The sequence below is a fragment of the Patescibacteria group bacterium genome, from assembly GCA_028710985.1.
Classification (GTDB): domain Bacteria; phylum Patescibacteriota; class Patescibacteriia; order JAHJFT01; family JAHJFT01; genus JAQTTB01.
In genome coordinates, this window is sequence record JAQTTB010000001.1 from 104,783 (window position 1) to 128,236 (window position 23,454).

The following is a 23,454-nucleotide window of genomic DNA, read 5'->3' on the forward strand; positions in this document are numbered from 1 at the left end:
ATATATGCGACCCTCTATACCTCGCGAATTTCCACCAAATTTACCCTCCCCGAGCGTCCAACCGGCTCGCCGGCGATCACAATGATGCTTTCTTCTTTTTTTACAAATTTATTTTTCTTGAGATATCCGAGCGAACGGTCAACCAGCTCCTCGATACTGCGACAGGACGGCAGCATAAACGGACGCACCGCCCAGGAAAGATTGAGCTGGTGCATTACCCTCTCGTCGTCGGTGGTGACAAAAATCGGCAGTTCCGGCCGGTAGCGACTGACGAGTCGCCCAGCGCTTCCGGAAAGCGATGCCACGAGTATGAGCCGCGCGCCAACGCTTGCCGCCAGGAGATGCGCGCTCTGTGAAATCGCCTCCTCGATGGGCTGCAATTTTTTGACATACTTCTTAAAAACCAAATCGTCATAATGCGACGCCTCGGTCTCAACGATAATCTTTGCCATGGTTTCCACGGTTTTCACCGGATAGGCGCCGTTCGCCGTCTCGCCGGAGAGCATAACCGCGTCGGTATGGTCAATCACCGCGTTCGCCACGTCCGAAACTTCGGCGCGCGTCGGCCGCGGATTGCGGGTCATTGATTCAAGCATCTGCGTCGCCACAATCACGGGCTTGGCCGCGTCCAGGCACTTTTCGATAATTCGCTTTTGCGCGAGCGGCACGTCTTCGGCCGGAGTCTCGATTCCCAAATCGCCACGCGCCACCATGATCGCGTCCGCCGCTTCAATTATCTCATCAATATGTTTTAGTGCCTCATGCTTTTCAATCTTGGCAATAATGCGGATCGGATGGTCCGGCGAATTCTTGAGCCGTTTCTCCGAGTCGCGGATCATATATCTCAAATCATAAACATCCTTGGCGCTCTTTACGAACGAAAGCGCCATATAATCAACGCCGAGCGAAACCGCGAGTTTCATGTCTTTTTTATCCTTATCCGTGATCGCCGGCACGCTCAAAGTGGCGGTTGGAAGATTAATCCCCTTGTGCGACGTCAAGAGCCCGCCGACCGTGACACGCGTCTTTATTACGCGCCCGGCCACGGCCTGGACTTCGAGTTCAATTAAGCCATCATCAAGCAAAATTGCATCCCCGGGTCCCACATCCTTATGCAAATTTTTATAACCAACCGGGATAATTCTGTCCCGGTATTTATCCGTGGCCGTGGAAAGCGCTATTGTATCGCCCGGCCGGAGATTCACTCCCTTCCCTGGCACTTCACCAATGCGGATTTTGGGTCCGGATAAATCCGCGACAATTGCCACCGGCTCGCCGGCGCGCTTTGCGGCCGCGCGGATTGTTTTGTACAGCCGGCGGTGTTCGCTGTGGGTTCCGTGAGAAAAATTAAGACGGGCAACATTCATGCCCGCTTTTATCATCGCCTCAAGCACGGCCGGTTTTTCCGAAGCCGGACCAATGGTGCAAACTATCTTGGTTCTCTTTACTTTTTTCATTGATTATTCTCCTGTTTATATTCTTCGAGCGTCACGATGACCTCTTTTTCTTCGCCTTTATGCGATATTTTAAGTTTAATCTCATCTCCGGGATTATATTTCGCAATAAGCCGGGCAAGCGTATTATCTTCATCAATACGCTGCCCATCAATCTCTAGTATTATATCATTTTCAACGATTCCTGCCTTATCCGCCGGACTGCCGGGCACAATCGCGATTTCGGTTTCATTCTCCCCGCGCACCACGAGCGCGCCGTAATCGAATGCGAGATTATTTTCTTTGGCCATCTCGCTATCCACGATCACGTATCTCACTCCGAGCCACGGACGCACGATTCGGCCGTTTATTTTCACGCTCTCAACGATTTTTTTCACTGAATTCGCCGGAATGGCGAAACCGACCAATTGGCCGCGCTGGCTTACCGCTGTATTCACTCCGATGACCCGGCCGGCGAGATCCAGGAGCGGACCGCCTGAATTTCCCGGGTTGATAGCCGCGTCCGTCTGAATCGCCTCTTCGATTACCTCGCTCTGCCCAAAATTATCTCCAGCCACCACGCGCCGGTTAATGCCCGATATTACGCCTTTGGTGACCGTGTTGCTGTATTCCGAAAGTGCGTTGCCGATGGCAATCACCGTCTGCCCGATTTTCAGATTGTCCGAATCGCCGAATTCAAGCGTCGGTAAATTCACGGCATCAATCTTAAGAACCGCGATGTCAAAGAATGTGTCCATTGCCTGAACCTTGGCATCATATTTTGCACCGTCATTCATCACTATGGAATATTTCGCTTCCTCGTCAGACACCACGTGACGATTTGTGACGATCAGGCCGTCCGGAGTTACGATAAATCCGGTTCCGCCGCCGATTTCCTGTTCCACCGGTTCCGCGTTTTCTCCGCTGTCTTCCGGCACGGTGATGCCCGGCCACTCAAAACCGAAAAAATCAAACGGAAAAATATCTTCGCCGGTCGCGCTGGAAACCGAAACCTTTTTTGAAATTATAATACTGACCACGGCCGGACTCGCCGCCTCAACCGTGCTCACAGTGGCCGAATCTTCCGCTAGGATCAATGAGCCCGGGCCCGAATCAGCCGAATTTTCACCGCCCAAAACGAGATTCAAATTTCTCTCAGCCCAAGGAATAATATATTTTATTGAAAACGCGCCAGTCACCGCGCCGGAAATCCCGCCAAAGATAATTCCAACCGCCAGAGCGATCGTGGCCGTTGTCAATATCAATTTAGTTCTCATATTGACTGTTTGATTTGTGGCCATATATAAACTATTTTATTTCACGGATTTTTTCTTTTTCGCCATTAATTTATTGAGCTCGCGCTGAAAAGTCTGCACATCCTCAAACTGCCGGTAAACCGAGGCAAAACGGATATAAGCGACCTTGTCAAAACCCTTTAGCCGATTCATCACAATTTCGCCGATTTCCTTGCTCGTGAGCTCTCCCCGTTTCTTTTTCTGGATATCGCGCTCAATATTGTGCACCAGCTTTTTAAATTCCGCTTCGGTGTACGAACGCTTCTCCAGGGCCTTTTTCAGGCCGCGGATTATTTTTTCCCGCGAATAAGTCTCGCGCCGGCCGTCGCTTTTTACTACCGTCAAATCCAAAAGTTCCACTTCCTCAATGGTGGAAAAGCGGTAATTGCATTTTTCACACTCCCGCCGCCGGCGAATGCTCAAACCGTCCGTGGAAATACGCGAATCCACGACTTTTGTGTCTTTTGATTTACAAACCGGACAGTTCATAAGATGCCCATATTCTACCAAATTTTTTACATAAAATAAAGTAGGGATCGCCGATTTGCGATCCCTACTAAAAATATTTTTACATCATTTTCTTCCGGATAAACGCCGGTATCTCCAAATCCTCTTCTTCTTGAGCCGGCGTCGGTTGAGCCACGTCGGCGCGCGCCGGACGCTTGGCAAACGGGAACTTACGTCCGCCCGCCGCGTCATCCGCCTTTTTCGCCTCTGACTTTCTTTCCTCAACTTCTTTGGTTTTTACGAAACTCGTCGGCTCATAGCTTGCTTTGGGCTGGCTCGGCGCCGTGTTAATCGACTTGAAGCGCTTATCAAATCCGGTCGCAATAACCGTCACCTTTACCTCGTCCTTGAGCGCCTCATCAATAATTGCGCCAAAAATGATGCGCGCATCCGGATCCGCCGAGGCGGTAATGGTCTCCGCGGCTTCGGACACCTCATGCATGCTCATATTCGGCCCGCCGGCAATGGTAAAGAGCACGCCCTTGGCGCCGTCAATCGAAAGCTCAAGGAGCGGGCTGGAAATCGCCGCTTTGGCCGCGTCCACGGCTCGGTTTTCACCCGATGCCCGGCCAATGCCCATCAAGGCCGACCCGGCGGATTCCATGATTGACCGGATATCCGCGTAATCAAGGTTAATGAGCCCGGGCACGGTTATCACCTCGGTAATGCCCTGCACGCCCTGGCGCAATACATCGTCAACGATGTCAAATGCGTCAAGCAAACTGGTCTTTTTGTCGATAATTTGCAAAATACGGTCATTCGGAATCGTGATAATTGTATCAACATACTCGGAAATGCGGTCCAGCGCGTCCTCGGCAATGCGCAAACGCTGTGTTCCCTCAAAGCTGAAAGGCTTTGTCACGACCGCAACCGTGAGCGCGCCCAATTCTTTGGCGATCTGCGCCACCTTTGGTCCGGCACCGGATCCCGTGCCGCCGCCCATGCCCGCGGTAATAAATACCATGTCCGCGCCTTTCAGTATCTCCCTTATTTCGTTCTGGCTCTCATCCGCGCTCTGCGAACCCAAATCCGGATTCATGCCCGCGCCTAAGCCCCGCGTAGTCGTTTTACCGATATGCAGCTTGGTCGGTGCGGATGAATAATGCAGAGCCTGAACATCGGTATTGACGGCAATGAAATCAACGCCGCGTATCTTTGATTGAATCATGCGATTTACCGCCGATGAACCTCCGCCGCCCACGCCAACGACTTTTATCTTGGCGAACGACTCAACGTCAGGTTTAATCTCTGGCATAAAATTTGTTGAATAAATTATTTATGCAATCTGCTATCTTCAAACCGCTATCCCTTATAGGATATAATTATCAAAATTCAATGTCAAGCTAATATAAACACGTAGGGGGCGCCCCGACGGATCGTCGGGGCGCCCCCTACATAATAATATAATAATAATTTTTTTATCAACCGCCTAGGGAATCAGTGATTTAAACCATTTTTTAACCTGGCCGGAAATTTTACCCACTGCCTTATATTTATTCAGAATATTGCCGAATGATTTTGATTTCTGCCCCACGATCTCTCCCCCCCATTGCACGAGTCCGATCGCGGTCGCAAATGCCAAATCCTGGGTTTTATCCGTAACGCTCGTGATTCCCATGGGATATCCGAGCGAAGCCGGCAACCGAAGCCTCCCCTTAGCCACGTCGATCACGCCCTTAAGCTTTGCCCCTCCGCCGGTAAGCACCGCGCCGGCTGGCAACATACCGCTCCGGTCGATCTTTTTAAGCTCAACATCAATTTTTTCCATTATCTCTTCAACGCGCGCTTCAATTATCTCGGCAACATATTTCAATGAAACCATTTCCTCGTCCGCGGCTCCGTAATCGGCCAGATTAATCTCCTCTTTTTTACTGATTCCGGCCGGCAGCGCCGTACCGCGCTCGATTTTTACCTGTTCAGCCACGTCAATTGAGGTGCGAAGTCCGATCGCGATATCCGAAGTGATATGATCGCCGCCAATCGGTACAATTACGGTATGAATAACATCCCCCTCTTCGAAAACAATAAGACTCGTAGTGCTCGCTCCGATATTGATGAGCGCCACCCCCAACTCCTTCTGCCGCGGCGTAAGCACCGCCTCGGCGCACGCCAGGACCGAGAGCACCAGATCGTCAATATCCAAACCGGTGCGATAAACGCATTTTGTAATATTTTTTATTTGTGAAGTCAGCCCCTGGATAATTTCCGCATCCACCTCGAGCCGGATGCCGGTCATACCGACCGGATCCTTGATTCCGCCCTGTCCGTCGATGGTAAAGCTTTTGGGCAAAACATGAAGTATTTCATAGTTCGAAGGGGTCGCCACGGTCCGCGCCGCTTCAATCGAGCGCTCAACGTCTTCTTCTTTGACTTCCCCATCCGAACGCGATACGCCGACCACACCGCGACTTTCCTGAGCAATAATGTGGCTCCCGGAGATTCCCACCCAGGCGCTTGAGATCGGCACGCCGGTCACGCGCTCCGCCTGCTCCAATGCCGCGGAAACCGAAGAGACCGCGTCTTCAATGGACGTGATTGAACCCTTGGAAATGCCCTCGGACGGCACTTCAACCGCTCCGATGATATGGGTTTCTCTTTTTTCTTCGCTCGGGATTATCTGCCCCACCGCAATTCTTATGTGGGACGAACCGATATCCAAGCCGGTGATTATTTGATCAGACATAATCTAACAAAGCACATTATATTATAGAACAAAATCGCAATAAATGAAATTATTTTATCCAAAGACCACGGATATGCGGAAAAAAAATCATTATGCCGATCACGAGCGCGCCGACTGAGGCAATAAGCACAGCCGCGGCCATCATGTCCTTAATGTCCCGGACATACGGATTCAGTCGCGGCTTGTAAATGTCAACAATGCGCTCAAAGATACTGTTGATTATTTCAAGCACCAAGACCGCGATACAAAGCATTATGATGATAAGCCGCTCAATCAGACCGAGCGGAAAAATCATCATCAAAACAAGTGCCACAAGCGCGGCCGCGAGCTGAATACGGAAGCTCTGTTCTTCTTGAAAGACCTGGCTAATCCCCTGCCCCGCAAAAATGAAACTCTTTGTCAGTTTTTTGAAACCCATATTATATATTCTTCAGTATTTTATCCTGCAAATTAAACATTTTTTTTGATTCGGCATTCCGCGCGTGCCGGTATCCCAAAAGATGAAGAACGCCATGCGCCAGAAGATACTGCATTTCCCGAACCGTGGAGTGGCTGGCCGCCTTCGCGCCGGATGCCGCCACCGCCGGTGAAATAAAGATTTCTCCGAGCAAATTCACTCCTTTTTGATTTTTTAATTCAATCGTGGTGAAGGAAAGCACGTCAGTCGGCTTGTCCTTGCCCCGGTATCGCCGGTTAAACGCCCTCATCCGCGCCGGTGAAAGAAGCGCGACCGAGACCAAATAATCTTTTTTAATTTTCAAAACGCGATTTATTGCGCGCTCGGCAGAACGAATCCACCCCTCACCGAAGCGCTTCCCGATGACGGGATTTAATTCGAATTTAATCATTGCTGCCCGAATTTAAAACTGTTAAGCATCATCTCGTATGTCCGCCGGAATTCAATCACCGTTTTTGCGCCGAGATTGAGCGAAATCACAAAAATCCGGCTGTCCTTTTTGAAATACGCGGTCAAGCGATCCGGACTCTGCAAACCGACGAGACCGGCCTTGTTGGTAAATGTTTTTAATTCCTCGGCATTTACTCCCGGTGCCTGGGCCAAATACCAGTCTTCAAGAGACAAATCCTGCGGATTGTCTTGCGCCAAAACCTGCAGAAACTCACCCGACGCCGCTGAAAGAAGCACCGTGTCCGCACCTTTTTCAACATTTGCATTCCAAACCGCGGGATAATAAATCTGATAATCAAAATCTGCGTTTTGATAATTTTTCACCAAACCGGATTCGAGCAGAGTAACCGGCGCCGTTCCGCCCGGATTATATAAATGATAAACCTCATTGCCGTCCAAAAATCCATCTTGATCAGTATCCGGAATGCGCGAATCGGTTCCGTAGAGCGCCTCTTCAATGTCGGTCAAACCGTCGCTGTCCGCGTCCACTCCTCCGACAATCTCTTCCACAAGCGGCGGCAAAGTCACTTCCACCGTGGCCGGGAGCGAGATCTCAGCAGTGGCCGGAATGGTAACCTCACGCGTCGCAATCGGCTGTTCAACCGGCTTCGTTACTACGGGCGTCGTGGGCTGGGTTTGCTGAACTATGGGCTTCGACGCCGGGACCCGAAGTCCCTGCAAAACGAAAAATATTGAAGCCCCCAGCGCTGCTACTATTACAAATATTAAAATAACCCAAAACCACGGGAATTTCTTTTGTTCGCCCGGAGCGGTGGGCTTCCCCGGCTCGAGTCTTGACTCCGAAGGGCGCGCCGCCGGCACACTCATCTCCGGAATTTTCGCCTCAAGCGTGACGCCGCGAAATTTTTCCGGCATTACGCTGATTTCCGGCTCGCCCGCGCCCCCGACCGCGATCGGGGTGACGCTTTTTGGCTTCTCAAATTGCTGCATCTCTGGCTGATCCATAAATTTAAACACTATAATCCACTCGGCAGGGCCGGCAATTTGCCTTCGCCATTTGGATTATAACCATTATCGACTTCGGCTTTATCCGTATAGGTATCACCGTCAGTATCAATATTCAAAGGATTGGTTTTAAAAATAATCACCTCTTCGCTATCTGAAAGCCCGTCGCCGTCCGTATCCGCGAGATTGGGGTTGGTGCCGGCGATCGCTTCTTCGGTGTCCTCAAGGCCATCTCTATCCGTGTCAACCGGCGCGACCGGTTCCCCAGTCCCTTCTTCGGCCGCTGGAATCGTCTCTTCAACCCCCTCTTCAACTATCGGAGCCTGTTCTTCGGCCTCTTCCTCAGGAGTAATAATCGGCTCTTCTTTGGCCGGTGTAACCTCGATCGGGGTTGAACTCGGAGCAATCAAGAAATACCACGCACCCACACCCGCCGCAACCGCAATTAAAGTCACCACAAGAATCGTAACGATGGTTTTTCTCGCTCCCCCACTGCTCCGCGGAGCAACCGGCGGCATGGCGCCCGGCGCGACCGCGCGAAGCACCGGCCGGCCCATTTCGGTCCCCACTGACGGCGCCGACGGCTCAATTTTTTCAAAAATGTCCTCCGTGTCCTGTGGTTGATTTTCGAAAATCATATATTTCAAAATTATTAATGAATTTTATTTTCAAATTAAGACTGCGCCGCTGTCCGCTCCGCGTTGCACAAATTCCGAAATTCTTCGGAACTAAGATACCGGCAATAATTAACATTAAGTTCTATCCCGAGATTCGTGTAACAGTCGTCGCGCAGCGCCGGCGTAAAAATCGCCCGGCAGAGATCAATATTTTTATCTTCATACGCGATTCCCAGATTTATTTTGTCCCCGCAGTCGCGCCGCGCCGCCAGGTCGGAAATGGACTCGCACTTCGCCGCGTCGCGCGCCCGCCGCGCTTCCATAAATATCGTTGACCATTCTTCGGTATAAGTAATTTCCGCGGCCGGCGGCTCTTGGGTTTGATTTGTAACTTGAACCTCCGCCGGCAGCTCAACGCTTGCGGCTTTTTGTTTTAAATAAAATCCCACGCTAAAAGCCAAAAATCCAAAAGCCAGCGCCAGAACCGCGATTATAATAATATTTTTATAATTCATCATAGGCAGATTGGCGCTGAACAGGCGCAGTTGTTCTCACAGAATATTGAATTAAATACATTTCTAAGAACCGTCCGCGCCTCGGTTTCATTAGAATAATAATTCGCAATCGCGCCACTTCCCCAACTATCCCCAAAACTTATGAGACTACCATAGCTATAGATTGAATCTTCGAGTCGTGTCCAATTGCTAGGAGCTGACGTGCTGCGCGAGCAGTTTGAACTTTCTTCTCGTTTGGAAATTAAATAAAGTCTCGGTTTTTCATTTTGAGGAAATTCTTTAAAATAAACCTTGAGGGCGTTCATCGCGTCATTGTCAGCGTTCGTCCATTGCCCATTCAATGGTGTATTGCTATCAATCACCACCACGAGCCGCAACGCGCCGGTCCGCCATTCATGACCGGCCACCACGTCCACGACCGCGCGCGCCCATGACGGCGTTTCATTTAATCCGGTAAAATGCCCGTCGGCCTGACAGTTGCCCAAATCGGACGCCCATTCCCTGCCGCACAAATCATGGCTCGAAAGCCCCCCATAGGGTTCCAGCTCGACACTATGGAAATCTTTAAGTTTTCCGCCGATTGGAATTATGTTATCAATACAGCCTTCGATTTCGGCGGCCACGTCAGATTCATATAAAATATATTTAAAAGAGTTATTTTCATTTGCCAGATAGAATGTTTTTTTAATATCATAGTAAGGAAATCCAGAAATCGTATAATCAATCAACGGACAAATCATCTTTACATTATTCATAGTATCGCATGTCTTAACGTCAACTGAGTAGCTGGTCATGGTTGTGATAAAGACCGCATCAACTTTTCCGTCAAAATTTGCGATTCCCCAATCGCATTTTTCTCCATCGGCCTGGTCTTGGTTGCCGTCGCCACAGTATGGTGCATAAGCCGTGCAGGAAGCATTGCAATAGCGGTCAAACATATCGTTGTAATCGGGCGTGTTGTTCACCCCGGAATCGCAAACCTCGCCCTCGTTTTCAATTACCTTGACGCAACGGCTGCGCGTCGCGGGGTCTTCACAACGGTAGCAATACCCCAATGACAGCGTGCTATCGCCGGATTGTGCGCAGACTTGATCACCCGGACATGAGGCATCGGAAACACATGCCTGTAATGGATGTTCAAGCCCCCAATAAGCCTCTCCTTCTTCAGTCCCCGGCACCGGCGGATAAGGAATGCTCTGAATAATCGCATCGCCGCAGCGCGGACTCTCGCGCTTGGCAATGTGGCAGGTTGAATCGCAATACTCGGCGTTATAACCATAATCACCCGGCGCCTTTGGTGCGATGGCCGGCACATGCCTATAAGAAATATTCTGCCCCTGGCAGACTCCTTCGTCATAACCCAAACCTGAAGTCGGTGCCATGCCTTCCCCATAAACAAACCCGCCCGGAGTAATTGAGGTTAAAACATTAGGACACGCGTCCGCAGCATATGGATCGCATGATATATAGCCTTCCATTGGGTGATAATTGCCCGAGGTCCCCAGGGTCGGATACCAGCAGGCAATCGGACCCTCGTCGCATTCCTCAATTCCCTCTTCTTTTATTCCGTCGCCGCAATAATCACCGGTCACGGTCGCAAATCCGCAATAGTCGGTGCAGAACGTGCAGGTATCGCCGTAGCGCGGCGTGCACGCTGTGCCATTTGCCGAACCCGCGTCGCAGGCTTCAATGCCCGCGTACTGATAACCGTCGCCGCAGCGCGATACGCGGCAGGAAACCGCAGTATCGTTTTCCCGGCCCGAAATAATGATGCAGCCGTCGGTGTTATCCGTATTGCCGTCGTCGCACTGTTCAACGCCCTCAAGTATGCCGTTGCCGCAAACCCCGTCCGTCACGCAGCTCATGCCCCACGAATTCCATTTACAAGCATCGCTCGCGCAGGTACGCACGTATTTTAACTGATAGCCAGTACTCGGGTCGATGCCACATGGCAGATTACAGGACGTAAACGATTGTTTGACGCGGTACTCGCAATCCCCATAAGTAATATGATGGCTGCCAAACGTACAGGTCTCAAGCGTTCCCGGCCAATAATAGCCGGCCGACGATCCGGGACAATTTTCATCCGTGGTACATTTCATCTCCGGATAATAGCGGCAAACACCATCAGTTGTTTCTTGATGGTCATCGCCTTCGCACTGTTCTTCAGGCTGTAAAATATCATCGCCGCACATCGGACCCGGCACGCGGCAATCCCAGCTGCAGCCCGAATCATACTGCCCATTCAAAACTCCGCGGTCGCATTGTTCGGCTCCGGCCATCATTGCGTCGCCGCAATATGCCGCGCTGCCCGCGCAGTCCGCGCTGCAATGTCCGTATTTTCCGTTATTTGACCCCTCGTCGCACGCCTCGCTCATAAAACAGAATGCGCCCGGGCAGTCGGTATCGCGCTGGCAGAGCAGGCCGTCAGACGCACCGCCCATGCAGAATCCTTCGCGCACGCCGTTGCCGCAAGCCGGGAGTGAATCCGCGCATTCGCCGTATCCGGATTCGCCCGAGACCGCCCAGCGGCACGCGCTCCCCTCTTTGACGCAGGAAACCGGCCGCGAGCTCGCCCCGGTGCAGCTTACAAATTTTTTGTCGCCGAGTTCGCACTCTTCATCCGGACCGCGCACGCTGTCGCCGCATAAATTATCGTTTGCAAAAGTATTATTCGCGCAGCCCTGGTTCAGAGTTAAATGCGCGGGCAAAGATTCCGGAGTCCAGTAATTCGGAAATTCAAGCGATGCGAGCAGTTCGTAATCTCCGGCGCCAAGCGACCGGTATTGATATACCAGGGATTCGGCCGGGCAGAAGAACCGGAGGCCCGTCGCGTCAAAGCAAGTCGCGCTGTCATAGCCCTCGCCGCAGGCCGCGAATTTATTGACCGGATCAACCGGTAAAACCTGGCCAAGCGCGCCGCCGAGCTCAATCTTCCATGACGGCCAGAGACTCGTGGAAAGCGACCGGAGATACGAGCCCGACGCCAAGGCCGGCATGCCGCCGCTCATTGCTTTATATGATTCAAAACTCGCCTCTAGCGACATGAGATCCGTAATCCTCTTAGTGTCGCGCCGCAGTTTGTCTTTATCCGCGTCGCAGGCCGAACGCGGATTTGTCGCAAGACAGTCCAGATTACTGGTGCAGGAAATTATCTTTCCGTCCTCGCTCCGCAAAAAATCGCCGAATTCGTTGCGGCAAACGCGCGCATTATTTACATTGTCATAGTTCAATACGAAATTATTAAGCATCTGATTAAAAATGCCGACTGTCATTTCGTTCGCGCCTTCGTTGCGCGATAGTATATAAATATTAGTGAAAAGCGCCGGATCGCCGAATTTATTTGCTGCATTAATATACACGCTCGTGCCGACGCGCACTGCCGGATAACCGTCAACCTCCATTACCTCCGGTTCGCCGCCAAAGCCCTGGCTCCGATACCACTCTTCAGCCGAAAGATGGCTGGGATTCGGCATAACGCGGAGACCGATGGCGTCGCGCGCCCAAGCCGCGGCTGGATCCGAATTTTTATAAACCAAAAGATAATCTCTAAGCACCCCGGCCGGCGGAGATTCAACCCTCTTCACCTCCAGCTCGGGCAAAAGTTCGGGCGCGCTGTCGCGACAATAAGTAGTGGCGAAATGAAAATCAGTCGGATCTGCAAAAATCAGCCACGGATTTTCGCAAAGATTGACCATCGCGGTTACCGAATCGGTCACCGTCTCGCCGGCGCAGCGGCCCGGCGCAATTTCCGACTCCCCAACGCATAAATTTCGCGGGCAGTCCGAATCACGGGCGCATGCTTTTCCAAAAAAATTATTAATTGTAACCTTAGCCTGCGCGCTCACCTGCTCTTCGCCGTTTAGTCCGGCCGGCGTCACCATCTGATCCGCGGCGTCGCTTGTTGTAACGTTGACTATATTTTTATCAGTCGTCGTATCGTCTGGAATTGCCGAAGCCCAGCTCCATTCCCATTCGTATTGGCCGGGCGTTTCCTGAATCGCCGTAGGTGAAAGTCCGGCGCGCCGGCTCACTGCGAGCGCGGAAAAACTCCGCGCGCCATGCGGCTCTTCGAGGCTCGCCGCGTCTTTGGTGTCAAAGAAAAAATCTTCTTCCGGATCGGCGATGTAAACATAATCAAGTTTGCAAATTTCCGTGCCCGTGCCGAAATAACTGGCGTAATAATTATTCAACGCCACGCCGTCAACCGATTCAACGGCTTCTAAAACCCTAATTTGGTACCATGTATCCGATTCTAAAGTTCCTTTATATCTATAATAAACCGATTTACCATCGGCCGAGAGCTCAACTGCGCCGTCAACGATATCTCCCTCGCAATAATTCAGCGTTTCCGGATCCGGCGTTTCCGGCGCCCGCGCCTGGGCAAATCTGCCCGTAATACCCGCGAATAAATTTTTAAAACTCTGCCATACGGCACGCCACCACGGCAGATAAGCATCGGCGCGCGTCACAAGCACGGATGTATAATTCACTTCTCCGGCATTACAATTTTGCGTTTTACCTTTTAACAAAATTATCCGGTTTTTTGTCGTCCCGCCTTGATCGTATTTTAACGAAGCGGCATTCAAAGCCTGCGAAAAATCAATTTTCACCGCGGCGTTGCGGCATTGATCGTTTGAACTGTTCGCCGGAATCACGGCCGAAACCCGCGGCATGGGATAACAACATGAATTATCCGCAAGTCCGAGCTCCGGATCGATGGCGCGGCATTCAGCATCAGTCGTGAATCCGCAAAGAATTGTAAAATTAGCAGTTCCGGTTTTTTCCTCAGTCGCTGCGAAAATTTCCGTTGCCTGATTGCCCTGTTCATTAACTTCCCCGCGGCCAACCGCCTCGGCGACCTGAACCGGATCAGCGAGTCCGTCACCGTCCACGCTCTCGCAACCCGCCTCTTCGCCCGTCCCAACCACGCCGTCGCCGCAAAATGACGACATCGCGTATTCTCCCGATGAACCGAGCGCCAAACAATTTTTGCCGCATCCCTGCCTACCGGCAGGCAGGCTTTCGCCGCCGTCGCAATCCTCTCCCTGTTCCTTGAGGCCGTTGCCGCAGCAATTTGCGACCGTCGGATCGGAGCAGGGATAGGTACCTTCATTCAGACACTTATCCGAACAGCCGTCGCCCGAACGCGGCCGGCATTGAGAGTCGCCGATACCCGCGCATTCAAGATTGGAACGGCACGTGGTTCTCATGTCCGCGCAAATTTTTCCGTTGTCGCAATCCTCACCGAGTTCGCGCTCCGCCGTACCGTTGCCGCAAACTGCGAGCGGTCCAGAATCCGAACCTTCGTTCAAGCATTCACTTGAGCAGCCGTCGCCGTTCCGACGGTTCATATCGTCGCAATCCTCACCGTCTCCCAAATCCCCGTTGCCGCAAACCGAACCGGCGAGCGTCGCTCCCTCATTCTGGCAGCCTTCGGAGCAGCCGTCGCCGGAAATATTATTGCCGTCATCGCATTCTTCGTGGCCCGTAATCCAGACGTTGCTCCATGGTGAAATATATGTCGGATCGTCAATATCTGCGTTTCCACAGGTGCCGCCCGACGCAACCGTCTCCACCGCTTCCCTGAGACACCGCGCCGAACAACCGTCGCCAACCAAAATATTTTTATCATCGCATTCCTCACCCATCGATATTTCGACATTGCCGTTGCCGCAAACCGCGATATTCATTCTTGAACCCAAGTGCAAACAATTTGACTTGCCGCACCATGCCGAAACGCTTGCCGGCGCCGTATCAATCATTCCGGCCGCAAGCAACCGCCCGACATCCTCGTCTCCCGACGACCAGCCCCAGTTGTAGCCCCACGGATCCAGGCTCTGGCCCTTGGCACTGCATTCATCCGCTTCGCCATAAGGCACGGCCGAATACTGTACTCGCTCCCCCTGGCCACGCGTTATTCCGTTGACCGGCGCGACTTCAACACGATCAATGGCGCAAAGCTCAGGCGTATCCTTTGTCCTAAATATCCACGAAAAACTCTCGCCGTAATTTAAACCCGTCAGGCTCGTGTCGGTATAACTCTTAATTTGATCTGACAAAATTACCCGGTAATACGTTTTTTGTTTGAATACGGCATGATTCACCACAATTTCTTCCCAGGTTGACATGTCAACCGCGGACACGCCGGTTACGAGATTGCCGCCCGCGAATGAACGGCAATTTTCATTCTCGCATTCCAGAATCTGAATGTTTCCCGGAGCCATGAGCGAATCCGCGTCCATAAGTGTATTAAAACCAATGCGCACCCCGGCGTTGCGGCAAGCCTCGGTGCAGTTCGGTTCGTAGAAAATCACCGTCGGATCAGTAAAATCGATCACCAGCTCTCCGACGCCACTCTTACCCTCCGCTTCCGCGGAGATCGAAACCGGTTCGCCGCGCGTTTCGGTGAGCGGCAAAACTTCCGCGAGCCAATCACTTATCGGATCCGGCACCGCAATCTGCGCTTTTAAAATATCACTTGCCGACCAGAGCCAGTCATAACCGCTCGGATTTAGGACAAGACAAATATCATCTGATGAAACCGCGGCCGCGGCATACGGAATCGAATCCTTGGATTTCGCAATTTTGTAATCCGGCGTAACCGCGACTTGTCCCAAAGCGCACGGCTCACTCGTCGCGCGGGTCTTCCATGAATAGCAATATGCAAAACCCTCACCGCACGCCGAACGCTCTTCCATATTTAAGTTTCCGACACTCGCATCACCGCGAAGCGCGGTCGCGAGCTTAACCTCATAAACGCTTGATGAATCAAGCGCCGACGCGGGCAAAATCTGGAAACCCCGGTTGTCGCCAAGCGCGTTAATTTTTGACGTTTCAACATCAACCGTGGCTGAACATGGATCATCCGCGCCAGCTACGCATTTATAAAATTTAATATTTTCGGTCGTAAACCTCGCCGTATCCATGGGCACATTAAATCGCACTGTCGGTACGGCATTGACGCAGGCCTCGCCGCTCCGCGCATCCCAGGGCGACGGCGATGCCGGCAAATCCTCGGCCGCGCAGGATTCAATTACCTGCGGCGTAATCGGGATAATTCCGGTTGAAAAACGCCACACGAAAGACGCCTCGCGCGGGCCGACCGCGCATTCCTCATCCGCGCCGCGGCAGGTGCCGTCGGCGCAGCACTGTTGATCCGCGTCGCAGGCCGCCGGCTCGTCAAGACAGTTCTCAACCCGGAAATTTATGCCGTTTGACGGCAATCCTCCGGATGAAGTCGCGACCACCGGACCGGTCGCCGCGCCAGCGGGCACAACGGATGATATTTCAGTGTTTGACCATGCATTGATTTGCGCGTTTTTCAAATTATAAAACATTACCGAACCGGCCGAGCCGCCGAGCCGTTCGCCAAAAATAACAACCGCGGTTCCCGCCGGACCGGCGCTTGGCGAAATTCGGCAGACTCCCGGCGCGAGCGCCGCTGTCGTCACCGTGAACGCGGCCGCGTCGCTTGTTTTGGCGTCAGAACGCGTCACGCGTATTTCATGCGCGCCGGCCGATACCGCTCCGCCGTCCGCGTATGCGGCCGGCACTTTAACCGTAATGCTGTCCGCCATCCAAAAATCCGTGCCGCAGGCTTCGGGAAAATTAAAATCCCCGAGCGCTGATTGGCCCGTGGATGTATTTATAAAAGTCACTTTACCGACCGACGAACCAAAATTACTGCCGCGCAGCGTCACATACTCGCCGATCGGACCCATAGCCGGACTCACTTCCGCGATCACCGGTTTGCCGCTGAGCCCCCGCTCGACAACTTGAAAATCTACTCCATTTGAAGAAACTCCCCCGACCGAAACGCGCACCGGATATTCACCTTCCCCCATCGGCGGAATAGTCGCGCGCACGGCTCCGGCCGCCCACGACTCAATCCGGCCGGCCGGCACTTCGCCGACCGTTACCGCGCCTTCAGCCTCACCGAATCCCGAACCCGAAATTGAAATCGCATCGCCGGCTTCTCCCTGGTTCGGATTTATTTCACAGATGCCCGGACGCGCTATCGTATTCACGAGAAAATCCGCCACCACCGGTCCGCGGGTATTGTCCGTGGTGTCTGCTTCGCCGGCCAATGATACAACTTCAATCGGGCCGCTTGGCGCTGCCGCCGGGACAGTTATAATAATTTGATTATTTGACCAGACGCTCGTGCATGCCGCAAGCGGAGCTTCAATCTCATCCCCTTCGGCAGCGGCTCCCAAAAATCTTACTGTTCCGCGCGCAACTCCAAAATATTGACCCGCAATCGTGACAAGCGTACCGGGTGCGCCGTCCAGGGGATCAACACCTTCAATGAGCGGAAGCGCAACGCAAATTCCGCCCTCGCAATAACCGGATGAACATTCTTCGCTCATAGTGCAGGTTCCACCGGCGCAGGAACCGCAGTATTCCGCGCTCCCCGAATCCTCACCGCAATCAATGCCGGTCTCTTCGCTATCACGCACGCCATTAAAACAATGTTCAGCCCGAGCAACTACGGAAACCGATTCCGATGTTCCGCTATTGTCGTCAATATCATAGGCCCGCGCCTGAACCGAATGCCGCGAACCGAGCTCAAGGCCGGTCGTATCCCAGTCAACCTCGGCAGTAAAATTCATGGGCGTCGGCGAAGGCGGCCCGTCGCTTGACCAAAGCGCGCCATCAACATCAAAATCCACGACCGAAACCCCGGCATCGTCCGTGGCCTCGGCCTGAAAAGTTATTATTGAATTTACCGGAATGCCCTGACCGTTATCTGGATAATTTAAAACAACATTCGGACCGGTTACGTCCACGAGATTGCCGGTTGAAAATGAACCTTCGCATATCGCGCCGAATCCGCTGCAGCTCACATACATTCCGCCCGAACTCCGAAGTCCGGTCGCTATCGAAACGCGGTATTCAGTATCCGCGTCAAAGCATTTTTTACTCTGGTTCGGATCCGGGCACGCCGCGTCCGGCACAAAAATCACCTTGTTTCCCGCCGCGCTGAACGCACCTTCAACGCGCGTGCCATCTGCTGCGCGCGCGACTGTAATATTCCGCTCAATCGTTCCCGCGTCAACCGCGGCGTTGAATAAAATTCTGATCGCAACATTGCGGATTGGCACCGCGCCCTGCGGACTCATGCTTTCAACCTGAAATGTTCTTGTTACGCCGCCGGGGATTCCGCCTCCGCCCGGACCGGTCGGACCGGCACCCTCCTCAACCCCGGTTGCCCGGAGCAATGAATTCAGTACAAACTGAGAAATCGCAAAAGATGTCAGAATGATCGCAAGCCCGATCACCGCATTGGTCAAAACCTTTTTCGCGTTTCCAACCTTTTCTTCGTCTCCGCCGGCCGTCATCCACAAAAATCCGCCATAAAGCACAAAGATCAGCGCGATAATACCGAGTAGACCAAGAGCGATGTTGATAATTCTCGCGACAATCACGCGGATATCTCCGCCGCCGAGCTGGATCTCCTCTGCCACCGGCTCAATCCCCACGTCTACCGCCAAAACCGCATGCATGAACGACAAAATGCTAACCGCAGTTATCAAAAAAATACCCGCCAAAACAAAACTTTTGACTTTTGACTTAGACTTTTGACTTTTGACTTTTGACTTTTGACTTTTCATCTATCGTTGCTTTACCGGAAAACTCTGACAGGCTCCGGTTGAACGTGAATTTGACGGCTGTTCATCGCAACACCACGGTGCTCCATCCCGATCCTTGGGACAACCGGGCGTCGCGGCCGGGCTGAAACAATTTTGATAAACATCTTTAACGTCAGAAAATATTTCCGGATAATATTCGGTTTCTTCAAGGAATAAACCGTGGCGCATACTGGTCAGCGTATGATGAGGAACAAGTTCTCCTTCGGCCGCAAGACCGTCTTCAGTCAAATTCTCGGAATCAAATGAATACCAGATCGCAAACTCATCTTCCTGATTATCTCCGAGCAGAATATTGGATGAATTCAAACCCGAAAAACTCATGAGCGTATCCCAGATAATTTCAACCGGCAAATCCGGCGCTACCACGCCTTCGCCGGCTGAAGGATTTACCGACACCACCGACGGCGGTTCAATCAGCACGTTATCCGTCGTTCTGAAAGTCCAAAGATAATTGTCCGTTGATGGCCCTTCGGCCGTGCCGTTGCCGTTTCCGTCAAGAGAATTGCCCGCCATATCAACCACGCCGTTATACGGGAATATCGCGGCCGGCGCCTCATCCGACGCCATGCTTGCCGCCTTGACCGTCACGCCAATGTCCGCGTTCCCCGGCAGGCAGAATACCTCTCCACCGCATGAATTAGTGCCGCAAGACTCATCCGATAAAAATTCCACAGTTTTGTATTCATTGGAAATGCTGAATGTGCCGAGAATAATTCCGCCGCCCTCGGCCATGAGATTGCTGAAGCGACTCGTATGGCCGGTCGCGGATGTCGGGTCCACCGGTTCGGAAAAATTAATCTGAATAACCACGTTTTTGGGATATTCCTCGCTCGCGCGCGGGAATACGCTTCTTACTTCCGGCGGCGTCAAATCCACAAAAGTGCTCACCTGAAAATTCCACTGGTAACCGTCGCTCATTGAGCCCTGAAACGCATCATCACCCTCTGCATCTTTGATATTCGGCCCGAGCGAAACGGTATAGGAAACATTTTCACTCGCCGAACCGAGCCACTCGACGGGCTGAAAAACAAAAGTTTTCAAATCGTCCGTGAACCGCACGCACGCGCCGGTTTCGCGAAGCGCGCTTCCCTCTCCGTCGGCCGTCCTGTATATCTTGACGTTCGCGCCGTTAAGCAAGTCACTCGCCGTGTCGTCGCTCACATCAAGCGGCGTATCATTGTCATCGTAGCCGGAAATAAACGATTCAATGGACATTTCTTTTTTAAAAGTCACGAGTATCCTGGTATTTCGCGGAATATCGGTCGCCCCGCGCGCCGGATAATGATAGCTGATCACGCCGTTGCCAAGCGCGCTTGAGAACTGCTCGTATGTCGCCGGCGGCCCGGACGGCCCGCCTCCGGGACCAAAAATTCCGCCCTCACCCAAGAGCGCGGAAAATACAAAATAGGTAATCGCCCAGGACATAAGAATGATTGCAAGCCCGATCGCCGCGTTGGTCAAAACCTTTTTCGCTTTTTCTACCCTTTCTTCAACTCCGCCGGCCGTCATCCATAAAAATCCTCCGTACAGCGTGAGAGACAAAGCGATCACCGCGAGCAAACCGAGAGCGACATTGATAATCCGCGCGACAATCACCCGGATATCGGTCTGCGACGCGCCGATGGCTTCGCCGACCGGCTCCAAACCCACATCAACCGCTCCGACTATCGTCGGAGTCGCGAAAATAAAAAAGAACGCAAAGCTTATTACTAAAACAAATATAAGCCTCGCGTTCTTCTCGAAATTTTGTTTTCCTTTCCGCATGGGAAGAAAGGATTAATTTTTATAAAGCCTATTTACTTTGCAATTTCTTCTTCGACTAGGCGTTTTACTGTTCCTCCGTCGGCCCGGCCGCCGGTCTCTTTCATCACTGCGCTCATAATACGTCCAAAGTCCGCAGCCGTTACCTCGCCGGCTTCCATAATTTTATTCTTGATAATCTTTTTGAGCTCTTCTTCTCCCATTTCTTCAGGAAGATATACCGAAAGTATATCAATTTCTTTTTGATTCTTTTCCACTAAATCATCACGGCCGCCGGCCTTAAATTCCGCCATTGCCTCTTTGAGTTGCTTAACCTGCATCTTTATTATTTTCATCACCCCGTCATCCGAAAGTGCGGCGTTGCGGTCAAGCCGCTCGGCGATTATCGCGTTTTTAATCGCGGAATTTAAAAAACGAAGAGTAGAAAGACGCTCCTCGTTCTTTTCTTTTAACGCGGCTACCAAATCCTGATTTATTTTTTCATGGAGAGACATGCGCCTGAATTAAAGATTAGCGATATCGGCGATACGCCTTTTCCAGTTCTTCTCTAATCTGGCCGGTCTTGATGAGATAATCTCTTTTTTTGCGCAGAGACTCGCGCCGTAGCGCGCTCGCCTTTCTTTTTGTGTAGCTCTTATTTTCCGGCCTAAATCTGACCTTCTTTGCCTGAAGAATCTTTCCGCTCTGTTGAACACGGCGCGAGAAACGCCGAACTAGCGTTTCGAAGCTTTCGCCCCGCCGCCTTTTAACTTCTGCCACAAATTTTCACCTTCCTTTCACGATTATTTTAGTAATTTTAGCCCAAAAAGTCAAACGACTTATTCAGTTCCCTGCCCGAGCTTTTTCAGAACCTCGCGGACCGCCTTTTTCTGGTCAACGATTTCCTGGATGCCAGCCTCCATGTCCCGAATTAGAATTGTGCCGTCCAACACCTCTTTTTGACCTAAGATTAGCGAAAATTTAACTCCGAGACGATTGGCAACTTCAAGCTGGGCTTTGAGCGAATCCTTGGAAAAAGCTTCAGACAACTTGATGCCTGCCCGGCGAAAATCTTCAAAAAGGCTGATTGCCTTGATACGCGCCTGTTCGCCAAGCTGGGCAAAAAATATTTTGGGCACTTCATACTCAGGAACCGGGATATTTTTGTCTTTGAGATGACTCACCACTCTCTCCACCCCGATCGCGAATCCGCAGGCCGGGGTTGGCCGACCGCCCAGAGTTTCAACCAATAAATCGTATCGCCCGCCGCCGCCCAACGCCGACTGGCGCAATTCCTCATCTTCATCCTCAGACCATATTTCAAAAACCGTACGGGTATAGTAATCCAGTCCGCGAACTAAGAATGGGTTAAGAATATACGGAACTTCGGCCTCATCCAGGCATTCAAGCACTTTCATGAAATGATTTTTACTATCCTCGTCCAGCCAATCCACGATCTGAGGCGCCTCGCCCCTAATCCCCTGGCAGCCGGGCTCCTTGCAGTCCAAAAGACGCAACGGATTTTTGTTCAGCCGTTTCTTGCATTCCTCGCACAACTGGCCGCGGTGCGCCCGGTAATAATTAACCAGCTCAACCTTGAACGCCTGCCTTGACTCCGGCATGCCCAGGCTGTTTATCTGCACCGTTACCGGCAGGCCCAGTTCTTTAAAAAAATTGTAAGCAATGACAATAAGTTGGGCATCAACCACCGAACTCGCTTCGCCGACTGCCTCAAGCCCAAACTGGTGAAATTCCCGATAGCGACCGGACTGCGGCCGGTCGTGGCGGAACATCGGCCCCCAATACCATAGTTTGACCGGCTGCGGCAAATTGAGCATGCCGTGATTGACGTACGCCCGGACGATTGAAGCCGTTGCCTCGGGACGCAATGAAACGTTGTCTCCGCTCATATCTTGAAAAGAATATAGTTCTTTTTCCACAATATCCGTATCGCGGCCCACCGAACGGATGAATAAAGTCGTTTCCTCCAAAACCGGGGTCTCAATTCGGCCATATGAATAATCCCGCGCCAATTTACTTATTATATTATAAATGTGGCTCCAGTATTTTTCTTCAGCGGGCAGAACATCCTTCATGCCGCGCAAAAGCTGAGGCATGTGGCTCTGCCGTTTTGCCGGCACCGCCTTTGGCTTAGCCGGTCCTTTATCAATTTTTGCTTTTTTGACCATATCCTTGGAAATATTTATATATTATACTCCGGTGATTGAAACATCTTGAGCTTATTGACCGGCCAGCCGCGCAGCCAAACCCGCCCGACGATATAATCGCGGTTTACCGGCCCGAAACTCCGCGAGTCAAGGCTCGAACCGCGGTTATCACCCAACACATAATATTCATCGCCTCTTAGTTTTACCTTCTTCTGACCGGCAGTATAGACATTTTCAAGATATTCTTCCTGCATTTCTGTGCCTTCGGCGTTACCTTCATTATAGACAAATACCTGGCCGTCTTTGATTTCGATTGTTTCATTCGGCAATCCAATCACCCTTTTTATAAAATACTGCTTCGGATCGGCCGGATACCGAAAAACAATAATGTCACCGCGATCCGGATCGCCGAGGCGGTAACTCAATTCATCGATAATCAAATATTCGTGATCATAAAAATTCGGCTCCATGGAAGCGCCCTTCACGTAAAAAGGCTGTATCAAAAAGTAGCGGATCGGAATAATAATTGCGAGCGAAATCGCCACGACCTGGACAATCTCAAAAATAAAACCAACTGCAACCGCGGCCGTGCTCTTTGGCCTAAGAATTTCCTCTTCCGGCTTATTTTTCTTAAAAAATCCCATAAAGTAATTTTGATATTTGTTATTCTCGGGCTCGCTCCATGGTGGGCAACGTCCCGACCCGTCGGGACGACCTTTCCGAATGATTTTAGACAATGGGCAACGCTGGACTCTCCGCCCGAGGCGGACCCGCCCCTGGCGGGGAACCAGCGACCTTTCCGAATGATTTTAGACAATGGGCAACGCTGGACTCGAACCAGCGACCTTTCCGATGTGAACGGAACGCTCTAACCAGCTGAGCTAGTTGCCCGGACGATTATTCCCCAATATATCACGCCGTGAGCTAAAAATCAAGCCGTAAAATATCAGGAAATTAAGCCATCCGC

Annotated in this window: 16 protein-coding genes and 1 tRNA gene; all 17 read right to left on the minus strand. The window is 51.8% G+C overall.

Annotated elements, in window-relative coordinates; translation table 11 throughout:
• Positions 1 to 14: 14 nt before the first annotated feature.
• The gene (gene pyk, locus PHW53_00450) at positions 15 to 1,457 is read right to left on the minus strand and encodes a pyruvate kinase (protein ID MDD4994935.1); all 1,443 of its coding nucleotides are present in this window, start codon (positions 1,455 to 1,457) and stop codon (positions 15 to 17) included.
• Positions 1,454 to 2,734, minus strand: a complete 1,281-nt coding sequence (locus PHW53_00455) for a trypsin-like peptidase domain-containing protein (GenBank protein ID MDD4994936.1) — start codon at positions 2,732 to 2,734, stop codon at positions 1,454 to 1,456. The genes pyk and PHW53_00455 overlap by 4 nt, the downstream gene beginning before the upstream one ends.
• Positions 2,735 to 2,746: 12 nt before the next feature.
• Positions 2,747 to 3,217: a transcriptional regulator NrdR gene (gene nrdR / locus PHW53_00460; GenBank protein ID MDD4994937.1), complete on the minus strand. Its 471-nt coding sequence runs from the start codon at positions 3,215 to 3,217 to the stop codon at positions 2,747 to 2,749.
• Between the two features lie 79 nt (positions 3,218 to 3,296).
• Entirely contained in the window at positions 3,297 to 4,490 is a 1,194-nt protein-coding gene (ftsZ, locus tag PHW53_00465) for a cell division protein FtsZ (GenBank protein MDD4994938.1), read from the minus strand.
• A 174-nt stretch (positions 4,491 to 4,664) separates the two neighbouring features.
• Complete coding sequence (ftsA, locus tag PHW53_00470) at positions 4,665 to 5,918, minus strand: cell division protein FtsA (protein ID MDD4994939.1); 1,254 nt, start codon at positions 5,916 to 5,918, stop codon at positions 4,665 to 4,667.
• Positions 5,919 to 5,967: 49 nt separating this feature from the next.
• A complete protein-coding gene (locus PHW53_00475; protein MDD4994940.1) occupies positions 5,968 to 6,336 on the minus strand; it encodes a diacylglycerol kinase in 369 nt (122 codons plus the stop codon).
• Position 6,337: 1 nt separating this feature from the next.
• A complete protein-coding gene (ybeY, locus tag PHW53_00480; protein ID MDD4994941.1) occupies positions 6,338 to 6,766 on the minus strand; it encodes an rRNA maturation RNase YbeY in 429 nt (142 codons plus the stop codon).
• Positions 6,763 to 7,791, minus strand: coding sequence for a hypothetical protein (locus tag PHW53_00485; GenBank protein MDD4994942.1), 1,029 nt, complete (start codon positions 7,789 to 7,791; stop codon positions 6,763 to 6,765). The genes ybeY and PHW53_00485 overlap by 4 nt, the downstream gene beginning before the upstream one ends.
• An 11-nt stretch (positions 7,792 to 7,802) precedes the next feature.
• Positions 7,803 to 8,429, minus strand: a complete 627-nt coding sequence (locus PHW53_00490) for a hypothetical protein (GenBank protein MDD4994943.1) — start codon at positions 8,427 to 8,429, stop codon at positions 7,803 to 7,805.
• 35 nt (positions 8,430 to 8,464) lie between these two features.
• Positions 8,465 to 8,926, minus strand: a complete 462-nt coding sequence (locus tag PHW53_00495) for a hypothetical protein (GenBank protein MDD4994944.1) — start codon at positions 8,924 to 8,926, stop codon at positions 8,465 to 8,467.
• The gene (locus PHW53_00500; GenBank protein MDD4994945.1) at positions 8,923 to 18,432 is read right to left on the minus strand and encodes an IPT/TIG domain-containing protein; all 9,510 of its coding nucleotides are present in this window, start codon (positions 18,430 to 18,432) and stop codon (positions 8,923 to 8,925) included. Before PHW53_00500 ends, PHW53_00495 begins: the two co-directional genes overlap by 4 nt.
• Before the next feature lie 108 nt (positions 18,433 to 18,540).
• Entirely contained in the window at positions 18,541 to 20,343 is a 1,803-nt protein-coding gene (locus PHW53_00505; GenBank protein MDD4994946.1) for an Ig-like domain-containing protein, read from the minus strand.
• A gap of 32 nt (positions 20,344 to 20,375) precedes the next feature.
• Positions 20,376 to 20,834: a GatB/YqeY domain-containing protein gene (locus PHW53_00510; GenBank protein MDD4994947.1), complete on the minus strand. Its 459-nt coding sequence runs from the start codon at positions 20,832 to 20,834 to the stop codon at positions 20,376 to 20,378.
• A gap of 16 nt (positions 20,835 to 20,850) precedes the next feature.
• Positions 20,851 to 21,099, minus strand: coding sequence for a 30S ribosomal protein S21 (locus PHW53_00515; GenBank protein MDD4994948.1), 249 nt, complete (start codon positions 21,097 to 21,099; stop codon positions 20,851 to 20,853).
• Positions 21,100 to 21,158: 59 nt separating this feature from the next.
• Positions 21,159 to 22,508, minus strand: a complete 1,350-nt coding sequence (gene hisS, locus PHW53_00520; GenBank protein ID MDD4994949.1) for a histidine--tRNA ligase — start codon at positions 22,506 to 22,508, stop codon at positions 21,159 to 21,161.
• A 14-nt stretch (positions 22,509 to 22,522) separates the two neighbouring features.
• Positions 22,523 to 23,131 (minus strand): signal peptidase I, encoded by a 609-nt coding sequence (lepB, locus tag PHW53_00525; protein ID MDD4994950.1) that lies wholly within the window; start codon positions 23,129 to 23,131, stop codon positions 22,523 to 22,525.
• Positions 23,132 to 23,304: 173 nt separating this feature from the next.
• Positions 23,305 to 23,378: transfer RNA gene (locus PHW53_00530), tRNA-Val, on the minus strand.
• Positions 23,379 to 23,454 lie beyond the last annotated feature (76 nt).

What these genes read in the sequence shown, in the direction of transcription:
- pyk (MDD4994935.1), bottom strand. Translation starts at nt 1,457, where the DNA reads ATGAAAAAAGTAAAGAGAACCAAGATAGTTTGCACCATTGGTCCGGCT.
- PHW53_00455 (MDD4994936.1), bottom strand. Translation starts at nt 2,734, where the DNA reads ATGGCCACAAATCAAACAGTCAATATGAGAACTAAATTGATATTGACA.
- nrdR (MDD4994937.1), bottom strand. Translation starts at nt 3,217, where the DNA reads ATGAACTGTCCGGTTTGTAAATCAAAAGACACAAAAGTCGTGGATTCG.
- ftsZ (MDD4994938.1), bottom strand. Translation starts at nt 4,490, where the DNA reads ATGCCAGAGATTAAACCTGACGTTGAGTCGTTCGCCAAGATAAAAGTC.
- ftsA (MDD4994939.1), bottom strand. Translation starts at nt 5,918, where the DNA reads ATGTCTGATCAAATAATCACCGGCTTGGATATCGGTTCGTCCCACATA.
- PHW53_00475 (MDD4994940.1), bottom strand. Translation starts at nt 6,336, where the DNA reads ATGGGTTTCAAAAAACTGACAAAGAGTTTCATTTTTGCGGGGCAGGGG.
- ybeY (MDD4994941.1), bottom strand. Translation starts at nt 6,766, where the DNA reads ATGATTAAATTCGAATTAAATCCCGTCATCGGGAAGCGCTTCGGTGAG.
- PHW53_00485 (MDD4994942.1), bottom strand. Translation starts at nt 7,791, where the DNA reads ATGGATCAGCCAGAGATGCAGCAATTTGAGAAGCCAAAAAGCGTCACC.
- PHW53_00490 (MDD4994943.1), bottom strand. Translation starts at nt 8,429, where the DNA reads ATGATTTTCGAAAATCAACCACAGGACACGGAGGACATTTTTGAAAAA.
- PHW53_00495 (MDD4994944.1), bottom strand. Translation starts at nt 8,926, where the DNA reads ATGATGAATTATAAAAATATTATTATAATCGCGGTTCTGGCGCTGGCT.
- PHW53_00500 (MDD4994945.1), bottom strand. Translation starts at nt 18,432, where the DNA reads ATGCATGCGGTTTTGGCGGTAGACGTGGGGATTGAGCCGGTGGCAGAG.
- PHW53_00505 (MDD4994946.1), bottom strand. Translation starts at nt 20,343, where the DNA reads ATGCGGAAAGGAAAACAAAATTTCGAGAAGAACGCGAGGCTTATATTT.
- PHW53_00510 (MDD4994947.1), bottom strand. Translation starts at nt 20,834, where the DNA reads ATGTCTCTCCATGAAAAAATAAATCAGGATTTGGTAGCCGCGTTAAAA.
- hisS (MDD4994949.1), bottom strand. Translation starts at nt 22,508, where the DNA reads ATGGTCAAAAAAGCAAAAATTGATAAAGGACCGGCTAAGCCAAAGGCG.
- lepB (MDD4994950.1), bottom strand. Translation starts at nt 23,131, where the DNA reads ATGGGATTTTTTAAGAAAAATAAGCCGGAAGAGGAAATTCTTAGGCCA.